19 protein-coding genes and 2 pseudogenes are annotated in these 17,343 nt (G+C 65.2%); 10 read left to right on the forward strand and 11 right to left on the reverse strand.

Annotated features, from left to right (window positions below):
• Window positions 1-59: 59 nt before the first annotated feature.
• From ACQCSY_RS08820 to ACQCSY_RS08850, 7 genes are all read right to left on the reverse strand, one after another.
• A complete protein-coding gene (locus ACQCSY_RS08820; protein ID WP_427134932.1) occupies window positions 60-632 on the reverse strand; it encodes a recombinase family protein in 573 nt (190 codons plus the stop codon).
• A 308-nt stretch (window positions 633-940) separates the two neighbouring features.
• Window positions 941-1,501: a recombinase family protein gene (locus ACQCSY_RS08825; RefSeq protein WP_427135756.1), complete on the reverse strand. Its 561-nt coding sequence runs from the start codon at window positions 1,499-1,501 to the stop codon at window positions 941-943.
• Window positions 1,502-1,638: 137 nt separating this feature from the next.
• A complete protein-coding gene (locus tag ACQCSY_RS08830; RefSeq protein ID WP_427134934.1) occupies window positions 1,639-2,136 on the reverse strand; it encodes an SHOCT domain-containing protein in 498 nt (165 codons plus the stop codon).
• 342 nt (window positions 2,137-2,478) lie between these two features.
• A complete protein-coding gene (locus ACQCSY_RS08835; protein ID WP_427134936.1) occupies window positions 2,479-2,763 on the reverse strand; it encodes a S1 family peptidase in 285 nt (94 codons plus the stop codon).
• Entirely contained in the window at window positions 2,760-3,221 is a 462-nt protein-coding gene (locus tag ACQCSY_RS08840) for a trypsin-like peptidase domain-containing protein (protein WP_427134937.1), read from the reverse strand. The genes ACQCSY_RS08835 and ACQCSY_RS08840 overlap by 4 nt, the downstream gene beginning before the upstream one ends.
• Window positions 3,218-3,355, reverse strand: coding sequence for a hypothetical protein (locus ACQCSY_RS08845; protein ID WP_427134939.1), 138 nt, complete (start codon window positions 3,353-3,355; stop codon window positions 3,218-3,220). The genes ACQCSY_RS08840 and ACQCSY_RS08845 overlap by 4 nt, the downstream gene beginning before the upstream one ends.
• Window positions 3,356-3,465: 110 nt before the next feature.
• Window positions 3,466-4,548, reverse strand: a complete 1,083-nt coding sequence (locus ACQCSY_RS08850; RefSeq protein WP_427134940.1) for an IS630 family transposase — start codon at window positions 4,546-4,548, stop codon at window positions 3,466-3,468.
• A gap of 53 nt (window positions 4,549-4,601) precedes the next feature.
• Between ACQCSY_RS08850 and hxlA the strand changes: the two genes are divergently transcribed.
• Together hxlA and zwf are read left to right on the forward strand one after the other, a co-directional pair.
• The gene (gene hxlA, locus ACQCSY_RS08855) at window positions 4,602-5,207 is read left to right on the forward strand and encodes a 3-hexulose-6-phosphate synthase (protein WP_427134942.1); all 606 of its coding nucleotides are present in this window, start codon (window positions 4,602-4,604) and stop codon (window positions 5,205-5,207) included.
• 146 nt (window positions 5,208-5,353) lie between these two features.
• Window positions 5,354-6,883, forward strand: coding sequence for a glucose-6-phosphate dehydrogenase (zwf, locus tag ACQCSY_RS08860; RefSeq protein WP_427134944.1), 1,530 nt, complete (start codon window positions 5,354-5,356; stop codon window positions 6,881-6,883).
• 402 nt (window positions 6,884-7,285) lie between these two features.
• On the opposite strand, the gene ACQCSY_RS08865 is transcribed toward zwf, so the two are convergent.
• Window positions 7,286-8,023 carry a LysR family substrate-binding domain-containing protein gene (locus ACQCSY_RS08865; RefSeq protein WP_427134946.1) on the reverse strand — a complete coding sequence of 246 codons (738 nt, stop codon included), beginning with the start codon at window positions 8,021-8,023 and terminating at the stop codon, window positions 7,286-7,288.
• A gap of 141 nt (window positions 8,024-8,164) precedes the next feature.
• Between ACQCSY_RS08865 and ACQCSY_RS08870 the strand changes: the two genes are divergently transcribed.
• Window positions 8,165-8,569, forward strand: coding sequence for a DUF5997 family protein (locus tag ACQCSY_RS08870; protein WP_427134948.1), 405 nt, complete (start codon window positions 8,165-8,167; stop codon window positions 8,567-8,569).
• Window positions 8,570-8,584: 15 nt separating this feature from the next.
• Here the strand turns inward: ACQCSY_RS08870 and ACQCSY_RS08875 are convergent, their stop codons facing one another.
• Window positions 8,585-8,992, reverse strand: a complete 408-nt coding sequence (locus ACQCSY_RS08875; RefSeq protein ID WP_427134950.1) for a helix-turn-helix domain-containing protein — start codon at window positions 8,990-8,992, stop codon at window positions 8,585-8,587.
• 201 nt (window positions 8,993-9,193) lie between these two features.
• On the reverse strand, window positions 9,194-9,742 hold the full coding sequence (locus ACQCSY_RS08880) for a hypothetical protein (RefSeq protein ID WP_427134952.1): 549 nt from the start codon (window positions 9,740-9,742) through the stop codon (window positions 9,194-9,196).
• Between the two features lie 184 nt (window positions 9,743-9,926).
• Here ACQCSY_RS08880 and ACQCSY_RS08885 point away from each other — a divergent pair.
• From ACQCSY_RS08885 to ACQCSY_RS08905, 5 genes and pseudogenes are all read left to right on the forward strand, one after another.
• Window positions 9,927-11,343 (forward strand): annotated as a pseudogene (locus ACQCSY_RS08885) (amino acid permease); the annotation flags it as partial.
• Window positions 11,344-11,906: 563 nt separating this feature from the next.
• Window positions 11,907-12,635 (forward strand): hypothetical protein, encoded by a 729-nt coding sequence (locus ACQCSY_RS08890; protein WP_427134954.1) that lies wholly within the window; start codon window positions 11,907-11,909, stop codon window positions 12,633-12,635.
• Window positions 12,607-12,729: a hypothetical protein gene (locus tag ACQCSY_RS08895; RefSeq protein ID WP_427134955.1), complete on the forward strand. Its 123-nt coding sequence runs from the start codon at window positions 12,607-12,609 to the stop codon at window positions 12,727-12,729. Before ACQCSY_RS08890 ends, ACQCSY_RS08895 begins: the two co-directional genes overlap by 29 nt.
• The gene (locus ACQCSY_RS08900) at window positions 12,726-13,670 is read left to right on the forward strand and encodes a nitrilase-related carbon-nitrogen hydrolase (RefSeq protein WP_427134957.1); all 945 of its coding nucleotides are present in this window, start codon (window positions 12,726-12,728) and stop codon (window positions 13,668-13,670) included. The genes ACQCSY_RS08895 and ACQCSY_RS08900 overlap by 4 nt, the downstream gene beginning before the upstream one ends.
• A 41-nt stretch (window positions 13,671-13,711) precedes the next feature.
• Window positions 13,712-15,385 (forward strand): annotated as a pseudogene (locus tag ACQCSY_RS08905) (flavin monoamine oxidase family protein).
• Window positions 15,386-15,500: 115 nt separating this feature from the next.
• Here ACQCSY_RS08905 and ACQCSY_RS08910 read toward each other — a convergent pair.
• The gene (locus ACQCSY_RS08910; protein ID WP_427134959.1) at window positions 15,501-15,884 is read right to left on the reverse strand and encodes a VOC family protein; all 384 of its coding nucleotides are present in this window, start codon (window positions 15,882-15,884) and stop codon (window positions 15,501-15,503) included.
• A 163-nt stretch (window positions 15,885-16,047) separates the two neighbouring features.
• Between ACQCSY_RS08910 and ACQCSY_RS08915 the strand changes: the two genes are divergently transcribed.
• Window positions 16,048-16,662 carry a hypothetical protein gene (locus ACQCSY_RS08915; protein WP_427134961.1) on the forward strand — a complete coding sequence of 205 codons (615 nt, stop codon included), beginning with the start codon at window positions 16,048-16,050 and terminating at the stop codon, window positions 16,660-16,662.
• A gap of 36 nt (window positions 16,663-16,698) precedes the next feature.
• Window positions 16,699-17,337, forward strand: coding sequence for an NADPH-dependent F420 reductase (locus tag ACQCSY_RS08920; protein ID WP_427134963.1), 639 nt, complete (start codon window positions 16,699-16,701; stop codon window positions 17,335-17,337).
• The last annotated feature ends 6 nt before the right edge of the window (window positions 17,338-17,343 follow it).

The raw sequence follows: 17,343 nt of genomic DNA on the forward strand, positions 1-17,343 counted from the left end.
ACGTAAATCGCGGGCCACGCGCCCATTCCAGCCGTCCGTGGCGTCGCCTTCGGTCCCCTTCAGACCAGTTCGTTGCTTTCCATGCTCAGGTAGCGGTACACGGTGGCGCGGCTGGCCACGATGATCTTCCCGATGTCGGCCGCCGTGAGCCCCTGGGCCTTCAGGTCGCGGGCGCGCTTGACCTTCGCATGGGCGGCGGTGACTTCCCGCCGTCCGGCCTTCCGCCCGTGTTCGGCGGCCGCGGCCATGCCTGCCCTGGTCCGCTCGGCCAGCTGGTCGCGCTCGAGCTGGGCGAACGCAGACATCACGGTGAGCATGGCCCTGCCCATCGGCCCCGTCGTGCTGATTCCTTCCGTGACGCTGCGGAAGTGCACGCCCCGGTGTTCCAGGTCATCGATGAGAGCCAGCAGATTGCGGGTGTTGCGCCCCAGCCGGTCCAGCTTCCAGACCACTACCTCGTCACCGTCCCGCAGGTGATCAAGCATCTTGTCCAGTTCCGGCCGGCTGGCCCTCGTTCCGCTCACACCGTGGTCGGTGAAGATCCGGTTGCAGCCCGCGGCACTCAACGCCGCATGCTGCAGGTCCGCGTTCTGGTCCACGGTGCTGACCCTGGCATATCCGATACTCCCCATGTCCACTTGTCATTTTCCGAAGTCGTCTGCACAAGCTGCCCCGAAAGTACGGGAGTTGTGCAGTCGGGTATGGACATCTGGTGTCCGAAGTCCCCTGCACAAAGCGTCACTTTGGTCGGGAGTCGCCTGCACGTAACGTCAGGGGACTGAGGCTCGCCTAGGCCTTGTCCGGGGTCCCGGCTGTCAGCGTCTCGGGAGGCCTTGAATGAGGGTGTCGGTGCAGGTCTTGGTAGTAGCGGCGCGAAATTGAGCGCCCATGCGGTGCCGAACCGATGTTCACGATGCGCCGGCTCGCTGGCGGGAGAAGGTCACGTGGCCGGCGCGGCGCGCTGGATGGCCCGGTAGACGGTGGAGCGGGCGACGCCGAAGAGTTCGGCGATCTCCGTTGTGGTGTGTGTGCCGTCCCGGTGGAGGCTCACGAGGTGTGCTTCCTGCTTTTTGGAGAGTTTGGGCTGTCGACCTCGAAGCTTGCCTTTGGACTTCGCCACCGCCATGCCTTCGCGGGTCCGGGCGCGGATGAGGTCGGATTCGAATTCGGCGACCATGCCCAGGACGTTGAACAGCAGCTTTCCAACCGGGTCATGGGGGTTGTAGATGCTGCCGCCGATGTTGAGGGTCACGCCCTTGCGTGTGAGCTCGTCGGCGATATCCCTCGCATCCGGCAGGGACCGTGCGAGCCGGTCAAGTTTGGTCACCATGAAGGTGTCGCCGCCGCGGCACGCGGCGAGGGCCTTTTCTAGCCCGGGTCGGTCGCGTTTGGTGCCGGTGAATCCGTGGTCGACGTGGACCATCTCGGCGTCGACGCCGAGGGCGTGGAGGGCATGGTGTGTGACCTTCGGCGGTAAATGGCGGTCTTTTTGCGGCGCTATTTGGCGCCGGATGCGGCCCGCAAGGGGATCCCTCACCGGACGCTGAGGAGGGGTCGCCGTAGTTCGCGACTGGCGGCAGTCTTCGACCTGCGCGGGTGGCCGCCATCGAGCACGGCCAGCTACGACCGCTCCAGGGGTCACCCGTCGAGCAGCTTCGCCTTCTGTTGCTCGAATTGGCTCTGCGTCAGCATCCCCTGATCACGGAGCTGGGCCAGGTGCGCGAGTTCGGCAGCGACCCCCTGCACACGTGCTGCTGGGACATCATGTGCGGTCGCGGGTATCACGGCGATCCGGCGGGCGCGATTCCACAGGACGAACCCGAGGCAGAACACCACGACGCCGAGAGCGATCACGGCCCACCACAGCACCGACCACTGCGCGGCGGACGCCTTGCACACGGACTCGTAGTCTGTCTCGGGGAGGATGCTGTAGGCCTGATGCAGGTCCACCTTCATCGCATTGCTGTAGGCCCGATCCAGGTCCACCTTCTTCGCAGAATGTTGGGTCTGCGAGAACGCGCTCTCGCAATATGCACCGACGGGTACGCTTAACCCGCATATGATCCCCGCGACCGCGATGAGGATACCGAGGATGAACGGCGACAACGGTCCCCGGAGCTTCTCTGGTGTTTCCATGGTGTGTCCCCCAATTTCTGCGTTCGCCAGTCTATTTGTGAGCAGCCGTTTCGGCGCGCGAAGCTGCGCGATGTGCGGCTCATCCTATAGCTGCATCTTAAAAGTTGAATTGGATCTTTCATCAAGTTTTGCTCAGGGTTCGACATGCCCGTTAGACGGTCCTCCACCGGTCGAGCCCGAAGACTATCTACGGGCGCTTCCAATGCCGGCGATCCTCTGTCTTCCTGATTCCCGTAAGACCCGCCCGCAAAACTGCCCGGTGAAGGTGCTCATAACGCACCACTCCAGATCGGTTCGAAACCCATGCGATTCGGGACACATGGGTTATGAGACACTGCGTCCTCAGTCGCAGCCAGCCCCGTTCGAGAACTTCGAGGGATCCTTGAGCACTTGGTTGAGGGTCTCAACCGGCACGGCAACGTACTGGCCGCCACCACCGGCGTAGGCCACGCCCACAAGCTTCCCCGATGAGTCGACCAGCGGGCTGCCCGAGCTGCCGTGCTCGATGGGCGCGCTGTTGTACATCATCTGCACCGGGGACGAAGCCAGGGGGTCGCGGCCGTACCGCAACACCTTCCCGCTCGTGGTTGTGAGTTCGCCGCCCAGCGGGTACCCGACCGCCGTCACCTCCGCGCCGGCGGGGGGGGGGTCGACAGCGCGAGCTGGAGCGTGGCCGGTAGTGATTCCTTAGTCCAGACCAGAGCCAGGTCGGCGACAATGACGGCGCCCACGGCGTTGACCGTGATGTCCCTGCCGTCGTATGTGCTCACTTGCAGGAGCGCCGCCCCGCCGACGACGTGGCGGTTCGTGACGAACACATGATCTGCAATGGCGAAACCGGACCCGCTCGAGACCCCGCCGCAGCCGATGTTACGCACCCGCAGCGCAGCCCGCTCATAGGCGCTGAACCCGGACAGGGTGATGATCGGTGCCGGAGCAGTCGGAGCCGCTATCGGCGACGCCGGGGCGTGTGTCTGTGCCGCGTTCGTTACGGGCGGCGGTGGCACAGGGGCGACTCCGCAGCCGGACAGCGCCAGCAGGCAGAGGACGCCTGCGAACGCGACGCGTAGGCGCCCGAAGATCACTTCAGCCCCTGAATCTTCTGCGTGAGGCTGTCGCTGTCTGCCCGTGCGGTGTTGCACTCCGAGTTGACGCCCTGCACGAACTTGATCAGCGTTGCCTGATCGTAGGCGGCGTAGTTCACCAGATAAGTCTGCATTTTCTGAAGGTCACGGATGCACGTAGACATCTCCGTGCTGACGTTCTGGGACTTGGTGACCAGCTCCGCCAGAAACGCAGTGTCATCCCCGAGCTGGGCCTTCTCGTTCGCTAGTGTTCCGTGTTAATGGTTTGTTTGCGTTTCATCTTGCCCAGGAGATAGTCCGCTGACTTGGTCCAGGTGAATGGTTTGGCGTCCTGGTTGTAGTTCGCGATGTAGCGTTCCATGGTTTCTTCCAGCTCTTTCACGGAGCTGAATGTCCCGCGTTTGAGGCACTGGCGGGTGATGATCCCGAAGAAGATCTCCACCATGTTCAGCCAGGAACAGCTGGTCGGAGTGAAATGCAGGCTCACGCGCGGGTTTTCGGCCAGCCAGTCCTTGACGTTCTGGTGCTTATGGGTCGCGTAGTTGTCGCAGATTACATGCAGCTCAACCCCGGGGTGGGCGACGGCGACTTGGCCGAGGAAATCGACGAATTCAGTGTTGGTGTGCTTTGGGTAGAAGGCGTTCGCGCTGAGTTTGCCGGTGAGGACCTCCAGGGCGGCGAACAAGGTGGTGGTGCCGTTGCGCTTGTAGTCGTGGGTCTGCTGCAGCGGGTGCGTCGGGGACAGCGGCTGGTCCGGGCCGGTGCGGGACAGGGCCTGGATCTGGGTTTTCTCATCGATGCTCACGACCACCGCGTTTTCCGGCGGGGACATGTACAGGCCCACCACGTCCCGGAGCTTGAACTCCAGGGCGGGGTCGGTGGAGAACTTGAACGTCTCGATCCGGTGCGGCTGGATTTTCCAACGGCGCCAGATCCGGGCCACAGAGGAGAATGAGATGCCGTGGCGTTCGGCCATGATGCGGGCGGACCAGTGCGAGATCCCCAGCTCGGCCGGCGGCTTCCCGTCGTTGGTCAAGGTGTCGGCGATCAGGGCGAGCTCGTCGATCTCCCGCTCCCGGCCGGGGCGGTGGACATCGGACAGGGCCTCGATCCCGCCCTCCGCGTAACGGTTGCGCCACTTCAAAACCGTGGGTGCCGAAAATCCGGTGATCTTCTCGATCCGGATATTCGGGATCCCTTCGGCAGCCAACAAGACCGTGCGCGCCCGCAGGGCGACCGCCGCGGTGGATGATCTCCCACGAGTCAGCGCCTCCAGAGCTCCCCGGTCCCCTTCACGCAATTCCAATGCCCTTGCCAGATACACCATGGATCAAGTCTGACAAACAACCAGACCCAAAGAAATCAACGACACGCTACACTATGGACGTCCTGACCATTGAAGATGCCCTCGTCCTGGCGGCCCAGGTCGCCCCGTACGTGGACATCCTCGAACTGGGCACTCCCCTGGTAAAAAATGCTGGCCTCTCGGCCGTGACCGCCATCAAGAAAGCGCACCCGGACAAGATTGTCTTCGCCGACTTGAAGACGATGGACGCCGGTGAGCTTGAAGCCGACATCGCCTTCAAGGCCGGCGCCGACCTGGTCACCGTACTGGGCTGCGCAGACGACTCAACGATTGCCGGCGCGGTCAAAGCCGCCAAGACCCACAACAAGGGCATCGTCGTCGACCTCATCGGCGTCGCGGACAAGGTGTCCCGCGCAAAGGAAGTGCGTGCTCTCGGCGCAAAATTCGTTGAGTTCCACGCGGGCCTGGATGAGCAGGCCCAGCCCGGATACGACCTCAGCGTATTGCTCACGGCCGGGGAACAGGCCAAAGTCCCCTTCTCCGTCGCGGGCGGCGTCAGCCTGGACACCGTGGCCAAAGTCCAACTGGCCGGCGCGGATGTGGCCGTGGCCGGCGGAGCAATCTACGGCGCAGAGGATCCTGCAGCGGCAGCCAGGGAACTGCGCGCGGCCATCATCTAGAGCGGCTGCTTCAGGGCGTTGTGCATGGAACGGATTCTGTCATGCACAACGCCCGCAGGGCCGATTCGGGCGGACCGGTTCCCGCAGCATTCCAGGCCGCCACCGCCAACAGGCGATCCCATTACCAAATCCTGAAAGTCCGACTAATGCTTCATACAACCCCCGGCCCGAACTTTCGCCCGGATGATCCCGGCGAAGGTCACAGCGCGCCCGACGTCGGCCCGTGTGCCCTCGTGCTTTTCGGTGTCACCGGGGATCTGGCCCGCAAGAAACTGATACCCGCTGTCTATGACCTGGCCAGTCAAGGACTGCTGCCGCCCACATTTTCCTTGGTGGGATACGGGCGGCGGGGCTGGGACCATGAAGTATTCGTCAAGGAAGTCAAGGAGTCCGTGCAGGACTATGCCCGGACTCCTTTCGTTGAATCCGTCTGGCAGGAGCTGGCCCGCGGTATCCGTTTTGTCTCCGGAGACTTCAGTGATCCTTCAGGGTTCCGCCGGCTGCGTGATGTCCTGCGGGAGCTGGACGAAAACCATGGGACGGCCGGAAGCTACCTTTTCTACCTGTCCGTGGCCCCCAAGGCCTTCGGCGTCATTTGCGAACAGCTGTCACAGCAGGGGCTTGCCCGTTCCGGACGGGCGGCATGGCCCAAGGTGATCATAGAAAAGCCGTTCGGCCACGACCTGGCATCCGCGCGGGAGCTCAACCGGACGATCGAAACCTTCTTCGATGCGGCGTCGGTCTTTCGGGTGGACCACTATCTGGGGAAAGAGGCCGTTCAAAACGTCCTGACGCTGCGTTTTGCCAATCGACTGTTTGATGCCCTCTGGAACGCCGAACACATCGACCATGTACAGATCACCATGGCCGAAGACATCGGTGTCGACGGGCGGGGCGGGTACTACGAAGGTGTCGGCGCGGGCCGTGATGTGATGCAAAATCACCTCCTCCAGTTACTGGCCCTGACCGCGATGGAACGGCCGCCGTCGTTCACTGCCGAGAACATCGCTGAAGAGAAGGCCCGGGTCCTCTCCGCCGTTCGGATCCCGGCAGACTTGTCACAGCATTCCGCCCGGGGCAGATACGGCGAAGGCCGGCTCGGCGGTCAGAAGATCACGGGCTTCCTGGCGGAGGCGGGAATTCCCGCGGATTCAACAACGGAGACTTACGCGGCGGTCCGACTTGCTGTCGACACGCAGCGCTGGAAGGGGGTTCCCTTCTACCTGAGAACAGGAAAGCGTCTTGAGCGCCGCGTTACTGAGATCGCCGTTGTCTTCAAAGCCTCGCAGCACGTGTCCCCTTCCGAACTGAACTCCGAAAACGCCCTCGTGATCCGGATCCAGCCGGAACAGGGGGCCACAGCGCACCTGAGCTCGAAGGTTCCGGGGCGGGGCATGGAAATTCGGGACGTCACCATGGACTTCAATTACAGCACCGCTTTTTCAGAAGAGAGCCTGGAGGCATACGAGCGCCTCATTCTGGATGCCCTGCTGAATGATCACCTGTTGTTTCCCCCGCACCGGGAAATCGAGTTGTCATGGCAGGTGATGGATCCGATTGAACGCTACTGGGCAGCGGCGCCGGGCGCTCCGGAACACTATCAACCGGGGAGCTGGGGCCCGGCGTCGGGCGACGCCCTGATGACCCGGGACGGGCGTTCCTGGCGGCGTCCATGACTGTCTGCGGCTCTGCCGTTCGGGACCAGCGCGTTCGGGACCAGCGCGTTCGGGACCAGCGGTCAGCCTAGAAGAAGGTCGTCGCGGACGAACTCTCGCCCGGCTCGACGCCCGCCCTTCCACATCACCCCGTTGCTCTATCACTTACGGCTCCCATATGCCGGTTAGTGGGTATCCGGTCTGCTCAGGTTGGCTGGGTGCACGCTCGGACTTGAGCTAATCGCGGACTATTTTGGAGTACCAGGAAGGGTTCGGCGACGAACAGGTCTGTTTGGGGCTCTCTTTTGAGTGTCGCTGACACAACCTGAGCTAACCGGATACGCACTTGCCGGTTTTAGGGACCAGGAGTGATAGGGCAACGGACAAAGGGGGTGGTCAGCGACGATGTGAAGTCAGAACAGACTAGCGTTTGCCCTTTTTGCGGGATCCCTTGCCGCGGCCCTTGTCCGGGTTTGGCGCGTAGCGCTGGGCCACCTTGGGCTTTTTGACTCCGGTCCCCCGCCGGTCCGGCTTCGGTTCCTTCTTGGGCTTCTCTTGCTGCGCTGAGGGCTGGCGGGAGCTCGCCGCGGTGCGGCCGCGGACAATCCCGATGAACTCCTCGACCACTTCATCCGTGGACTCGCTGGGCCAGGCCAGGGCGATCGCCGTGGTGGGTGCCCCCGTGAGCTTCCGCGCCACGGTGTCCTTGACGTTGAAATGCCGGGCCACGGACATCGGCAGGATCGCGAGTCCGGCGCCGGAGGCCACCACCTGCAGGGCCATGGCGGGGCCGCCGAGTTCCTGCACGTCGAGGAAGGTCTCCGCGGACAGGTCCGCCAGCGCGACTTCCTCGAACAACGAGATCTCATGCCCCTTCGGCGCCACCACCACCGGCTGTTCCTCGTACAGCGGGATGACGCTGAGGCCTTCGCGTTCCACCGGAAGGCGGACGAAGCTGAGGTCCGCGGCGCCGTCGCGCAGGACGGTGAGCTGGGCGCCGTCGTCGGACATAAAGGAGCGCAGCGGAACGTCGGGCATCCGCTCTTCCCAGCGCCGGATCCACTTACCGGGGGTCACGCCGGCGACGTACGCGAAGCGCAGCTCGCGCACTTCAGGGGCGGGGACGTCGTGGGCTTGGGGGGATTCATCGTCAGCGGACACACGTTCACAGTACCGCCCGCACCGGCCCATGGCGCCGACGGGTGGTGCGCTGTCGGGTGGTGCGCTGTCGGGTGCCTGGGTGGTGCGCTGTGGGGGGCTTGTGTGGTGCCCTGCGGGCCCCGCGCCGGATACCCTTGAAGTATGACCTCTGCAAACTCCCAGTCCATGAAGCCGGCCACCGTTGCCAAGAAGCTTGGCATCTACCTGCCCGCAACACCCCAGGAGTTCCAGGATTCGGTTATCACCCGCGCCGATTTCGCCGAGCTCCAGGCCAACCCGCCGGAGTGGCTGGCGGAGCTGCGCCGCAACGGCCCGCACCCCCGCCCCGTGGTGGCGCAGAAGCTGAACGTCTCCATCAGCGGCCTGGCCCGCGGCGGCATCGAGGAAGCCCTCACGACGGCGGAAATCACCGCGCTGCTGCAGGCTCCCCCGGCGTGGCTGGTGGCCGAACGCTCCACCCACGCCGCGGTCCGCGCCGAAGCCCAGCGGGTCAAGGACGAGGCCGCGAAGCAGGACGCCAAGAAGGCACGCGCGACGGCCGAGTAAACTCCGGGCCGTTGGCTAGCCCACAGCCGGAATGACTGCGAGCAACGCGATGGCTGCGTCGTGTGGCTTCTGCAGGTCAAGGCCGGTGTATCTTTCGAAGGCCCCAATCCGGTTGACCACCGTATTGCGGTGGCAGCGCAACCGCTCTGCGGTCCCTACCAGACTTCCTAGTTCCAGAAATACCGTGGCTGCTTCAAGGATCCGTTCGCGTTCCTGCTCCGTGCAGGAGCGAAGCAATGGGAAGACGAGCTTCCCGGGATCGCATCCGACCTGCGCCAGCCTGTGCACTGTGATGGACAATAGCCGGTCCCGCAGGGAGAAGACTCCCACGCTGCCCATCGGGAGGTCCTTCATGATCTCCCGGGCAGCGCTGACAGCCGTCCGCAGGCCCGCAATTCCCTCGGCGTGCGGCGCAATCCCCACGGCCATCTTGTCAAAAAGTGACGCCTCCTGGAAAGTCAGCGCCTCGCCCGCAGACTTGGCGCGCCGTCGGATGACAAGTGTGTGGTGCCCTTGGTCATAAGTGAAGATGGCGGCGTCCTTCGGTGGCCGCGCGCGGAGCCGGCGGCGGATCGTAAGGCTGTCGTTCCGGTCGATGGCGGCAACCAGGAACGCTGCGTCCGCCTACACCCGCAGGGCTCCCGCAATCCGCGTCAGATCTGCAGCCGATGGCTCCCCGGGGGCGAGAAGCTGCGTGAGGTATTGGTGCTGGAGGTCGGCATCCGCCCGCTGGATTTCCTCGAGTTCCGCCACATAGCGCTCCTGGACGCAGGAGGCGAAGAGATCCACGGTCGCCCAGACCAGCTCGGCCTTCTCCACGAGCAGAGTGGGATCGGCGCCGAAGGCCGGTGCGGACAGGGCGTCCCAGAGAACTGAGAAGTCCAGGCGGATCGCCCGCACCAGGCTCTCCAGCGGAACGCCCTGCCGTGCCCGGCGCGCCCCAAGATCCGCGGCGATGGATCCCAGCACCTCCATGTCCGAACTGCCACCACCCAATGCGGCCAACATGGCCGAAAAAGAACTCTGACTGCTCCTTCGCAGGTCATCAAGGGTCAGACCGGACTCCCCATAGGCCGGATCGAGGAGAATGCGGCCCAGGAAGTTCTCCACGAACTCGGGCAGCTGCCCCGCCACCGCACCAACCAGCTCTTGCCACCGGGCGTCGTCCGTCATCTCATCCTCGGTGCAGTGCCTGTTCCCATCATCGCGGACGCCACCTTCCACGTCCTTGTACTTTCGTACATTGATTGGCCGCTTTCTGAGGCTGCTCCGTCATGGGCAGCCCGCCCCGGGCTTGGGACGATCGAAGTCAGCCGCTTCGTGGCGGCAATCACACTTTCACCGGCCAGGAGTTTCCATGACCACCATTGACCCAGTCGAGGAGCGGACAACGGCCGTCCGCCCCGACGAACAGTCCGGATACAAGAAGGGCCTGTCCAACCGGCAGGTCCAAATGATCGGCATCGGCGGGGCCATCGGCACCGGCCTCTTCCTCGGGGCCGGCGGGCGGCTCGCCACCGCCGGCCCCGTGTTGCCTGTCATCTACGCCCTGTGCGGCCTCTTCGCGTTCTTTATCTTGCGTGCCTCGGCGAACTCGTCCTGCACCGTCCATCCTCCGGCTCCTTCGTCTCCTACGCTCGCGAGTTCTACGGGGAAAAGGCGGCCTACTTTTCCGGATGGGTCTACTCGCTGTCGTGGGCGCTCACGGCGATCGTGGACATCACCGCCGTCGCGGTCTATCTGAACTACTGGACAGCTTTCAGCAGCGTTCCCCAATGGATCCTCGCCCTGGCGGCACTGCTGGTGGTCACCGGCGTCAACCTCATTTCGGTAAAGCTGTTCGGCGAGCTGGAGTTCTGGTTCGCCATCATCAAGGTGGGCGCACTCGTAGCGTTCCTGCTGGTGGGCGGGATCTTCCTGGCCGGCAACTTTCCGGTGGCGGGCCACCAGCCCGGCTTTTCCCTGATCGCCGACCACGGCGGCATGCTCCCCAACGTGCTCCTCCCCGCCGTCGTGATTGTCCTGGGCATCGTGTTCGCCTACGCCGGCATCGACATGATCGGTGTTGCCGCCGGGGAAACCAAGGAGCCCCGAAAGATCATGCCCAAGGCCGTCAATGCCGTGATCTTCCGCATCGCAGTTTTCTATGTCGGTTCCACCGCGCTGCTGGCAGTCCTCCTTCCGTACACCGCGTACAAAGCCGGCGAGTCCCCCTTCGTGACGTTCTTCGCCAGCATCGGCGTGCCGGTGACGTGATGAACTTCGTGGTGCTCACCGCGGCCCTGTCGAGCCTGAACGCCTGGCTGTACTCCACCGGCCGGATCTACCGCTCCATGGCCCAGACCGGGGCGGCCCCGCGCTTCATGGCAAGAATCAGCCGCGGGGGCGTGCCGTATGGCGGCATATTGTTCACCGCCGCGTTCACGCTGCTGGGCGTGGCCCTGAACGCCATCGGTCCCAAAATGGCGTTCGAGATCACCATCAACGCCACGGCCCTTGCCATCCTGTGCACGTGGGGCACCATCGTCCTGTGCCAGCTCAAGCTCTACAGGTGGTCCAAGGCCGGGCTCATTGCACGCCCCACGTTCCGCCTCTTCGGGGCACCGTGGACCTCGTACCTGACCTTGGCGTTCCTGGCCGCCGTGCTGGTACTGATGCTCTTTGACTTCCCGGTCGGAACGTACACCGTGGGGTCCCTCGTCATCATCATTCCGGCCCTGATAGCCGGCTGGTACGCCGTCCGCGGCCGTGTCAATGAGCTCGCCCGGACCCGCCCCCCTGACCGGCGCCTTCGCGGTCTTGGAAACATCATCAACACCCAAATCATCAACTCCCAGCAACGAGGAGCCCACGTCATGACTGCCGCAGCAACCCGCCCCGCCCACGCAGATTCCACCGCCTCCCACGGTTCGGTCACCGAATCCGGCGCTGAGTCCTTCCTCCGCGACTTCCGCAGCCTCTCGGCCATCGGCGAAACCCCCGGGACCGGCCTGGACCGCCAGGCCGCGACAACGGCAGATGCCCAAGCGCGGGCCTGGTTCACCTCGCTGGCCGCCCAGTACGGGTTCCGCACCGAAACGGACGGGATCGGCAACCTCTTCGCCCTGATCGAATGGACCCGGGAGCGCCCTACGTCCTGGTCGGATCGCACCTGGACAGCCAGCCCACCGCCGGAAAGTATGACGGCGCCTACGGCGTGGCCGCCGTGCTGCACGCCGGACGCCGGCTCGCCGAGCGCGCCGAGGAAGCCGCCACCTCCGCTGGCGCAGCGAGGCCGAGGTATAACCTCGCCGTCGTCGACTAATTCAACGAGGAAGGCTGCCGGTTCGCACCGTCCATGATGGGCAGCTCGGTCTACACCGGAAAGCTGCCCGCCGACGTCGCCCTTGCCGTGACGGACGTCGAAGGCAGCAGCGTGAGCGATGCCCTGGCCGGGATCGGTCACCTGGGCAGCGGCAAGGGGCCGGAGGCCGCCGCCTATGCCGAAATCCACATCGAGCAGGGGCGCTCACTCGAGGAATCCGGAACCACCATCGGGCTGGTCCACTCCTGCTGGGCCGCGGTGAAATACTCCGCCACGATCCACGGCGAACAGGCCCACACCGGCTCAACCGTCATCGCCGACAGGAAAGACGCCCTGCTGGGGGCATCCCGGCTGGTGGTCCTGCTGCGGGAAATCGCAGACCACTTTCCCGGCGCCGTGCTGCACACCTCTGTGGGCCAGCTGACCGTGTACCCGAACTCACCCGTCGTAGTGCCGTCCAAGGTGGAACTGGTGATGGACATGCGCACCGCGGACGAGGACGTCCTGGCCTCTGCCACGACGCTGCTGCGGGCCGGGATCGCCCGCATCGAGGCAGAAGCGAACGTCACCATCGCCGTCGAGGAATCCCATGCGTGGGGCATCAACCCCTACCAACCGGCCGGAGTGGAACTGGCCGAGGAATGCGCCGCTGAACTCGGCCTCAGCCGCCGCCGGGTCTTCACCCTGGCCGGCCACGATTCCAGTGCCGACCGTGATGCTCTTCGTCCCCAGCGTGGACGGCATTTCCCACAACGAGCGTGAATACACCAACGACGACGACGCCTGCGCCGGCGTGGACATGCTCACCCGCGTAGTGGAACGGTTGTGCAACGGCGACTTGGACGGGGCACAATGACGGCCCCCCGTGGCGACGGGCTCGGCATCGAACCCGGGAGTGACGGCACCAGGAGTGACGGCACCGGCCGCCTCAAGGTGGCCGTCCTGCAGGCCACAGGCCTGGTCAATTCTCCCCAGCAAAATCTGCACGGCCTCGCCGGCCACGCACAGGAAGCGCACCAGCAGGGGGCCGACCTCCTGGTCACGCCCGAGCTCTTCACTGCCGGCTACGCACCCAGCCTGGTCCACAGCACAGACGGGGCCCCCCAGCGCAAACGGCTGGCGGAGATCGCCTCCTCCCTGGGCATGGCACTTGTGGCCTCCACCGTGGAGCATCATGAAGGCAGGCGCTACATTTCTGCCTCCTTCTTCGACCGGGACGGCACCGAACTCACCCGCTACCGGAAGCAGCACCTCTTCGGTCCGGCCGAAAACCAGGCCTTTGACGCCGGGCAGGAACCCCCCGCCGTCGTGCCGTTTGGAGGGATCAACGTGGCCCTGGGGATCTGCTTTGACATCGAGTTTCCGGAATTCGCGCGGGCAGCCGCCGTGGCGGGCGCGGAACTGCTGTGCATCCCCACGGCAGTCCCGCTCCGTTCAGGGGACCCCTCCCGAGAGGAAGATGGCGCCGGCGGCGATGGGGATGGCGGAGTTGCCGATCCGTTCGACACCCGGCTGATCCCCTCCATGGTGGTACCCACCCGGGCCTTGGAGAACCAACTGTTCATCGCCTACGCCAACCATTCCGGGCCGAATTTCGCGGGCCTGAGCACGATCGCCGACCCCTTCGGGCGGCGCCTGGCAGCCGCAGCCGACGACTCCCAGCTCATCCAGGCCGAGGTCGAGCTGGTCACGCTCCGCGAGGCCCGGCGCAGCACGGACTACCTCGCCCACCTCAGCATCGGAACCCCCGCCGCCCGCCCACATGCCGCAGCCCATTCCAGTAAAGGACCCCAGTGACCATTGCAGCCACCAGTACATCGACTGCCAGCCCCTTGAGCATGCTTATCCCCGATTTTCCTTTTCCGTACGACGAGTACCTCGGCCACGCCGCCGGAATAGGCTCAGTCCCTGAGGACATGTACGGCACGGAAGTGGCCGTCGTCGGCGCAGGACTCTCCGGCCTCGTGGCCGCTTACGAGCTGATGAAAATGGGCCTTAAGCCTGTGGTCTACGAATCCGCGCGCATCGGCGGACGGCTCCGCGCCGGAACACAGCCGGGCCAGTCCGGACCTGTGGCCGATCTCGGCTGCATGGGCTTCCCACGGTCCGGCATGTCCTTCTTCCACTACGCCGACCTCGTGGGCATCGAGACGAAGCCGTTCCCCAACCCGCTGACGCCGGCCGCCGGCCGCCGGCCGCCGGGAGCACCGTGATCGAACTGGGCGGCAAAGCCCACTACGCCGAGACCCCGGCGGACCTTCCCGCGTTCTTCGGCGCGGTGTCCCGGGCCTGGGACGACTGCCTCGAGGAGCGCGCCCACTTCAGCGCCATGCAGGAGGCCATCCGCAGCCGGGACCTGGCAACGATCAAGAAGCTGTGGAACGAACTCGTCGCCCGGTTCGACGACGTCTCCTTCTCCGGCTACCTCGCCACGTCCCGGGCCTTCTCCGCCCTGCCGTTTGAATACCGTGAAGCGTTCGGGCAGGTCGGCTTCGGAACCGGCGGCTGGGACACCAACTTCCCGCACTCCATCCTGGAAATCCTCCGGGTGGTCTACGTGGACGCCGACGCCGATCAGCACCGCATCATCGGGGGCGCCCAGCTCCTCCCGGAACGCCTTTGGAGCCACGCCCCGGACGGCCTGGCGCACTGGCCGGAGGGCACCAGCCTCACCTCCCTGCACAACGGACACCCGCGCCCCGGCGTGTCCGCCATCCGCCGGCTCCCTGCAACGGACGGCAGCACCCCCGCCGGGCCTGGCCCGATTGAAGTCACCGACAAATGGGGAAAAACCGCCCGCTACCAGGCTGTCATCGCTACCTGCCAAAGCTGGCTCCTCTCGGCCAGGATCGACGTCGACGAATCGCTCTTCAGCCACAAACTCTGGACGGCGGTCGAACGCAGCCACTACATGCAGTCCTCCAAGACCTTCGTCGTCGTGGACCGGCCCTTCTGGAAGGACATCGATCCGGAGACCGGCCGGCAAGTCATGAGCACCACCCTGACGGACCGGCTCACCCGTGGAACCTACCTGCTGGACAACGGCCCGGGCCAGCCGGCGCTCATCTGCCTGTCCTACACCTGGAATGACGACGCCCTCAAATGGCTGCCCCTGGAGGCCGACGGACGCGTGCGGCTGATGCTCCATTCCCTCAAGCAGATCTACCCCACTGTGGACATTGCCTCACACATCGTTGGCGAACCCATCACGGTGTCCTGGGAGGACGACCCCAACTTCATGGGCGCCTTCAGCGACAATCTGCCGGGCCACTACCGCTACCAGGAACGGCTGTACACCCACTTCATGCAGGAGGGAACCGACCCCCGCCCACCGCGGCATCTATCTCGCCGGAGATGACGCTTCCCGGACGGGCGGCTGGGCCGACGGCGCAGTGACCACCGGCCTGAACGCCATGTGGGGTGTCATGACCCAGCTCGGCGGCAAGACGCACCCTGAGAACCCGGGTCCCGGTGACCGGTTCGACGAACTCAGGCCCGTCCGCCTCCCCTGACAACGACGGTTCTCTGCTGGATCGGCCACCTCCAAGGATGGCCGCTGTCAGCCCCCGCGGCGTCTCACGCAGCGGCCCTGTGCGGGTCGGCTGGTGTGGGGCGCCGCGCTGCGGTTCAGTCCTGGTGCAGCTGGACGAAGTTCCCGCAGCCGTCATCAAGCACCACGGAGGTTCCGCCAGGCCCCTCGGACGGTTCGCCCTGGAACATCACGCCCTTGGCCGTGAGCCGCTCGAATTCGGCCCGTACATCCGGCACGCCGAGGACAATCGCGGGCATCCCGGCGTCGTGGAGTCCGTTCATGTAGGCGGCCCCGATCGGGTTGTCGCTGGGCTCCAGCAGCAGGCCGACGGCGCCTGCGCCGGAGGCGGCCGGGTCCTTGACGATGAACAGGTTCTGCTCCGGCATTGCCATGAGGCTTTCAAAGCCCAGGGTCCCGGTGTAGAACTCATGGGCGGCGGCGGGATCCTTGACATGGATGCTGCACATTTTCAGTCGCATGGCCCCAAGGCTACGCCGGGACGGCCGGGGTGTGAACCGCAGGCTTGGCCGGGCCATTGACGGCCCGAACTCCAGGGATTCCAATGGAACTAGCGGAACCGCGTCCGCCCGGACTGGTTCCCTAGAAGCGTGTCCTAGACGCGCATCCTGGAGGTGTGTCGGAATGCCATCCGTATCAGAATCCGCCCCGCTTGGGATCTGGCCGTTGTTTGCCCTGGCCGCGGTGGTCGCGTGCGCTGTTGCCGTTTCCGTCTATCTGGCGCGGAAGCACATGAAGGCCGACGCCGGATTGCCGGATGCGGTGTTCTGGGACGGTTTCACAGGACTCGCCGTGGTCGCGCCCGCCGTGATTCTTCCCTCCCTGGCGTCGCCGTGGGCCGGCCTGCTGCTCGGACTCGTGGCGGCCGCCACCGCCGTCGCCGCCTACCGGTGGACGCCCCGTCTCCTGAGCCGGCAGGAATCCCTGCGGACATCCCGGGAAACGGTGGCTGCCAATGAGGCTGCGGAGGTCCGGCACCGGAGCGCCCTGGTCAGGTGGCAGCGCTACGAACTCGACCCCGCGTACTGCATCGACTTCCCCGCCATGAGCGATCCCAGGCAGCCGGAAACGGCCGCCCTCATCAGGGCGATGAAGGCGGCCGATCTCCTGGGCGGCCGCACGCAAACGGGGTACGGCCCGGCCGTGGCACGGCTGGAACAAGCCCTGGCCGACGCCGAACGCGCGGCCGGCGTCGGCCTCAACACCGGGCTGCCCGCCCCAAGACAAGTGCACGGCTGAACCTGCAATTCGCGCTCATTCCCGGAAGGAAGCACCATGACAGACATCACCATCATCGGCAGCGGCAACATGGCCAGGGCGATCGGCACCCGCGCCGTGGCAGCCGGTCGCGAGGTCCAGATACTGGACCGGACTCCGGACAATGCCGCCAAGCTCGCGGCCGAGCTCGGCGGCAACACCACGTCGGGAGGACTCGAGGAAGTTCCGGCCGGCGACATTGTGGTCGTGGCCCTCTACTTCGGCCCGGCCAAGGAAGTTGCCACCCATTTCGGCGACACCCTCAGCGGCAAGATTGTGATCGAGATCAGCAACCCGGTCAACACGGAAACCTTCGACTCGCTAGTCGTCGAGCCCGGCACGTCTGCCGCCGAACAGATCGCCGCGCTGCTTCCGGGCGCGCTTGTGGTGAAGGCTTTCAACACGACCTTTGCCGGACCGCTCACCGCGGGCTCCGCCGGCGGGCTGTCGTTGGATGTCTTCATCGCCTCCGATTCCGAGCAGGCCCGCAACGACGTCGCGGCCTTCGCGGCCGCTGCTGGCCTCCGGCCCCTGCAGGTCGGAGGACTGCACCACGCCCGTGAACTTGAGGGACTGGAACTGCTGATCATGGCGTTGCAGATCAACCCCGCCTATGAATCCTTCAATTGGGGCACGAGCCTCAAAATTATCGACTGAGGCAGC

Origin of the sequence: Pseudarthrobacter sp. S9, assembly GCF_050156545.1 — a bacterium.
In the GTDB taxonomy this organism is placed as follows: domain Bacteria; phylum Actinomycetota; class Actinomycetes; order Actinomycetales; family Micrococcaceae; genus Arthrobacter.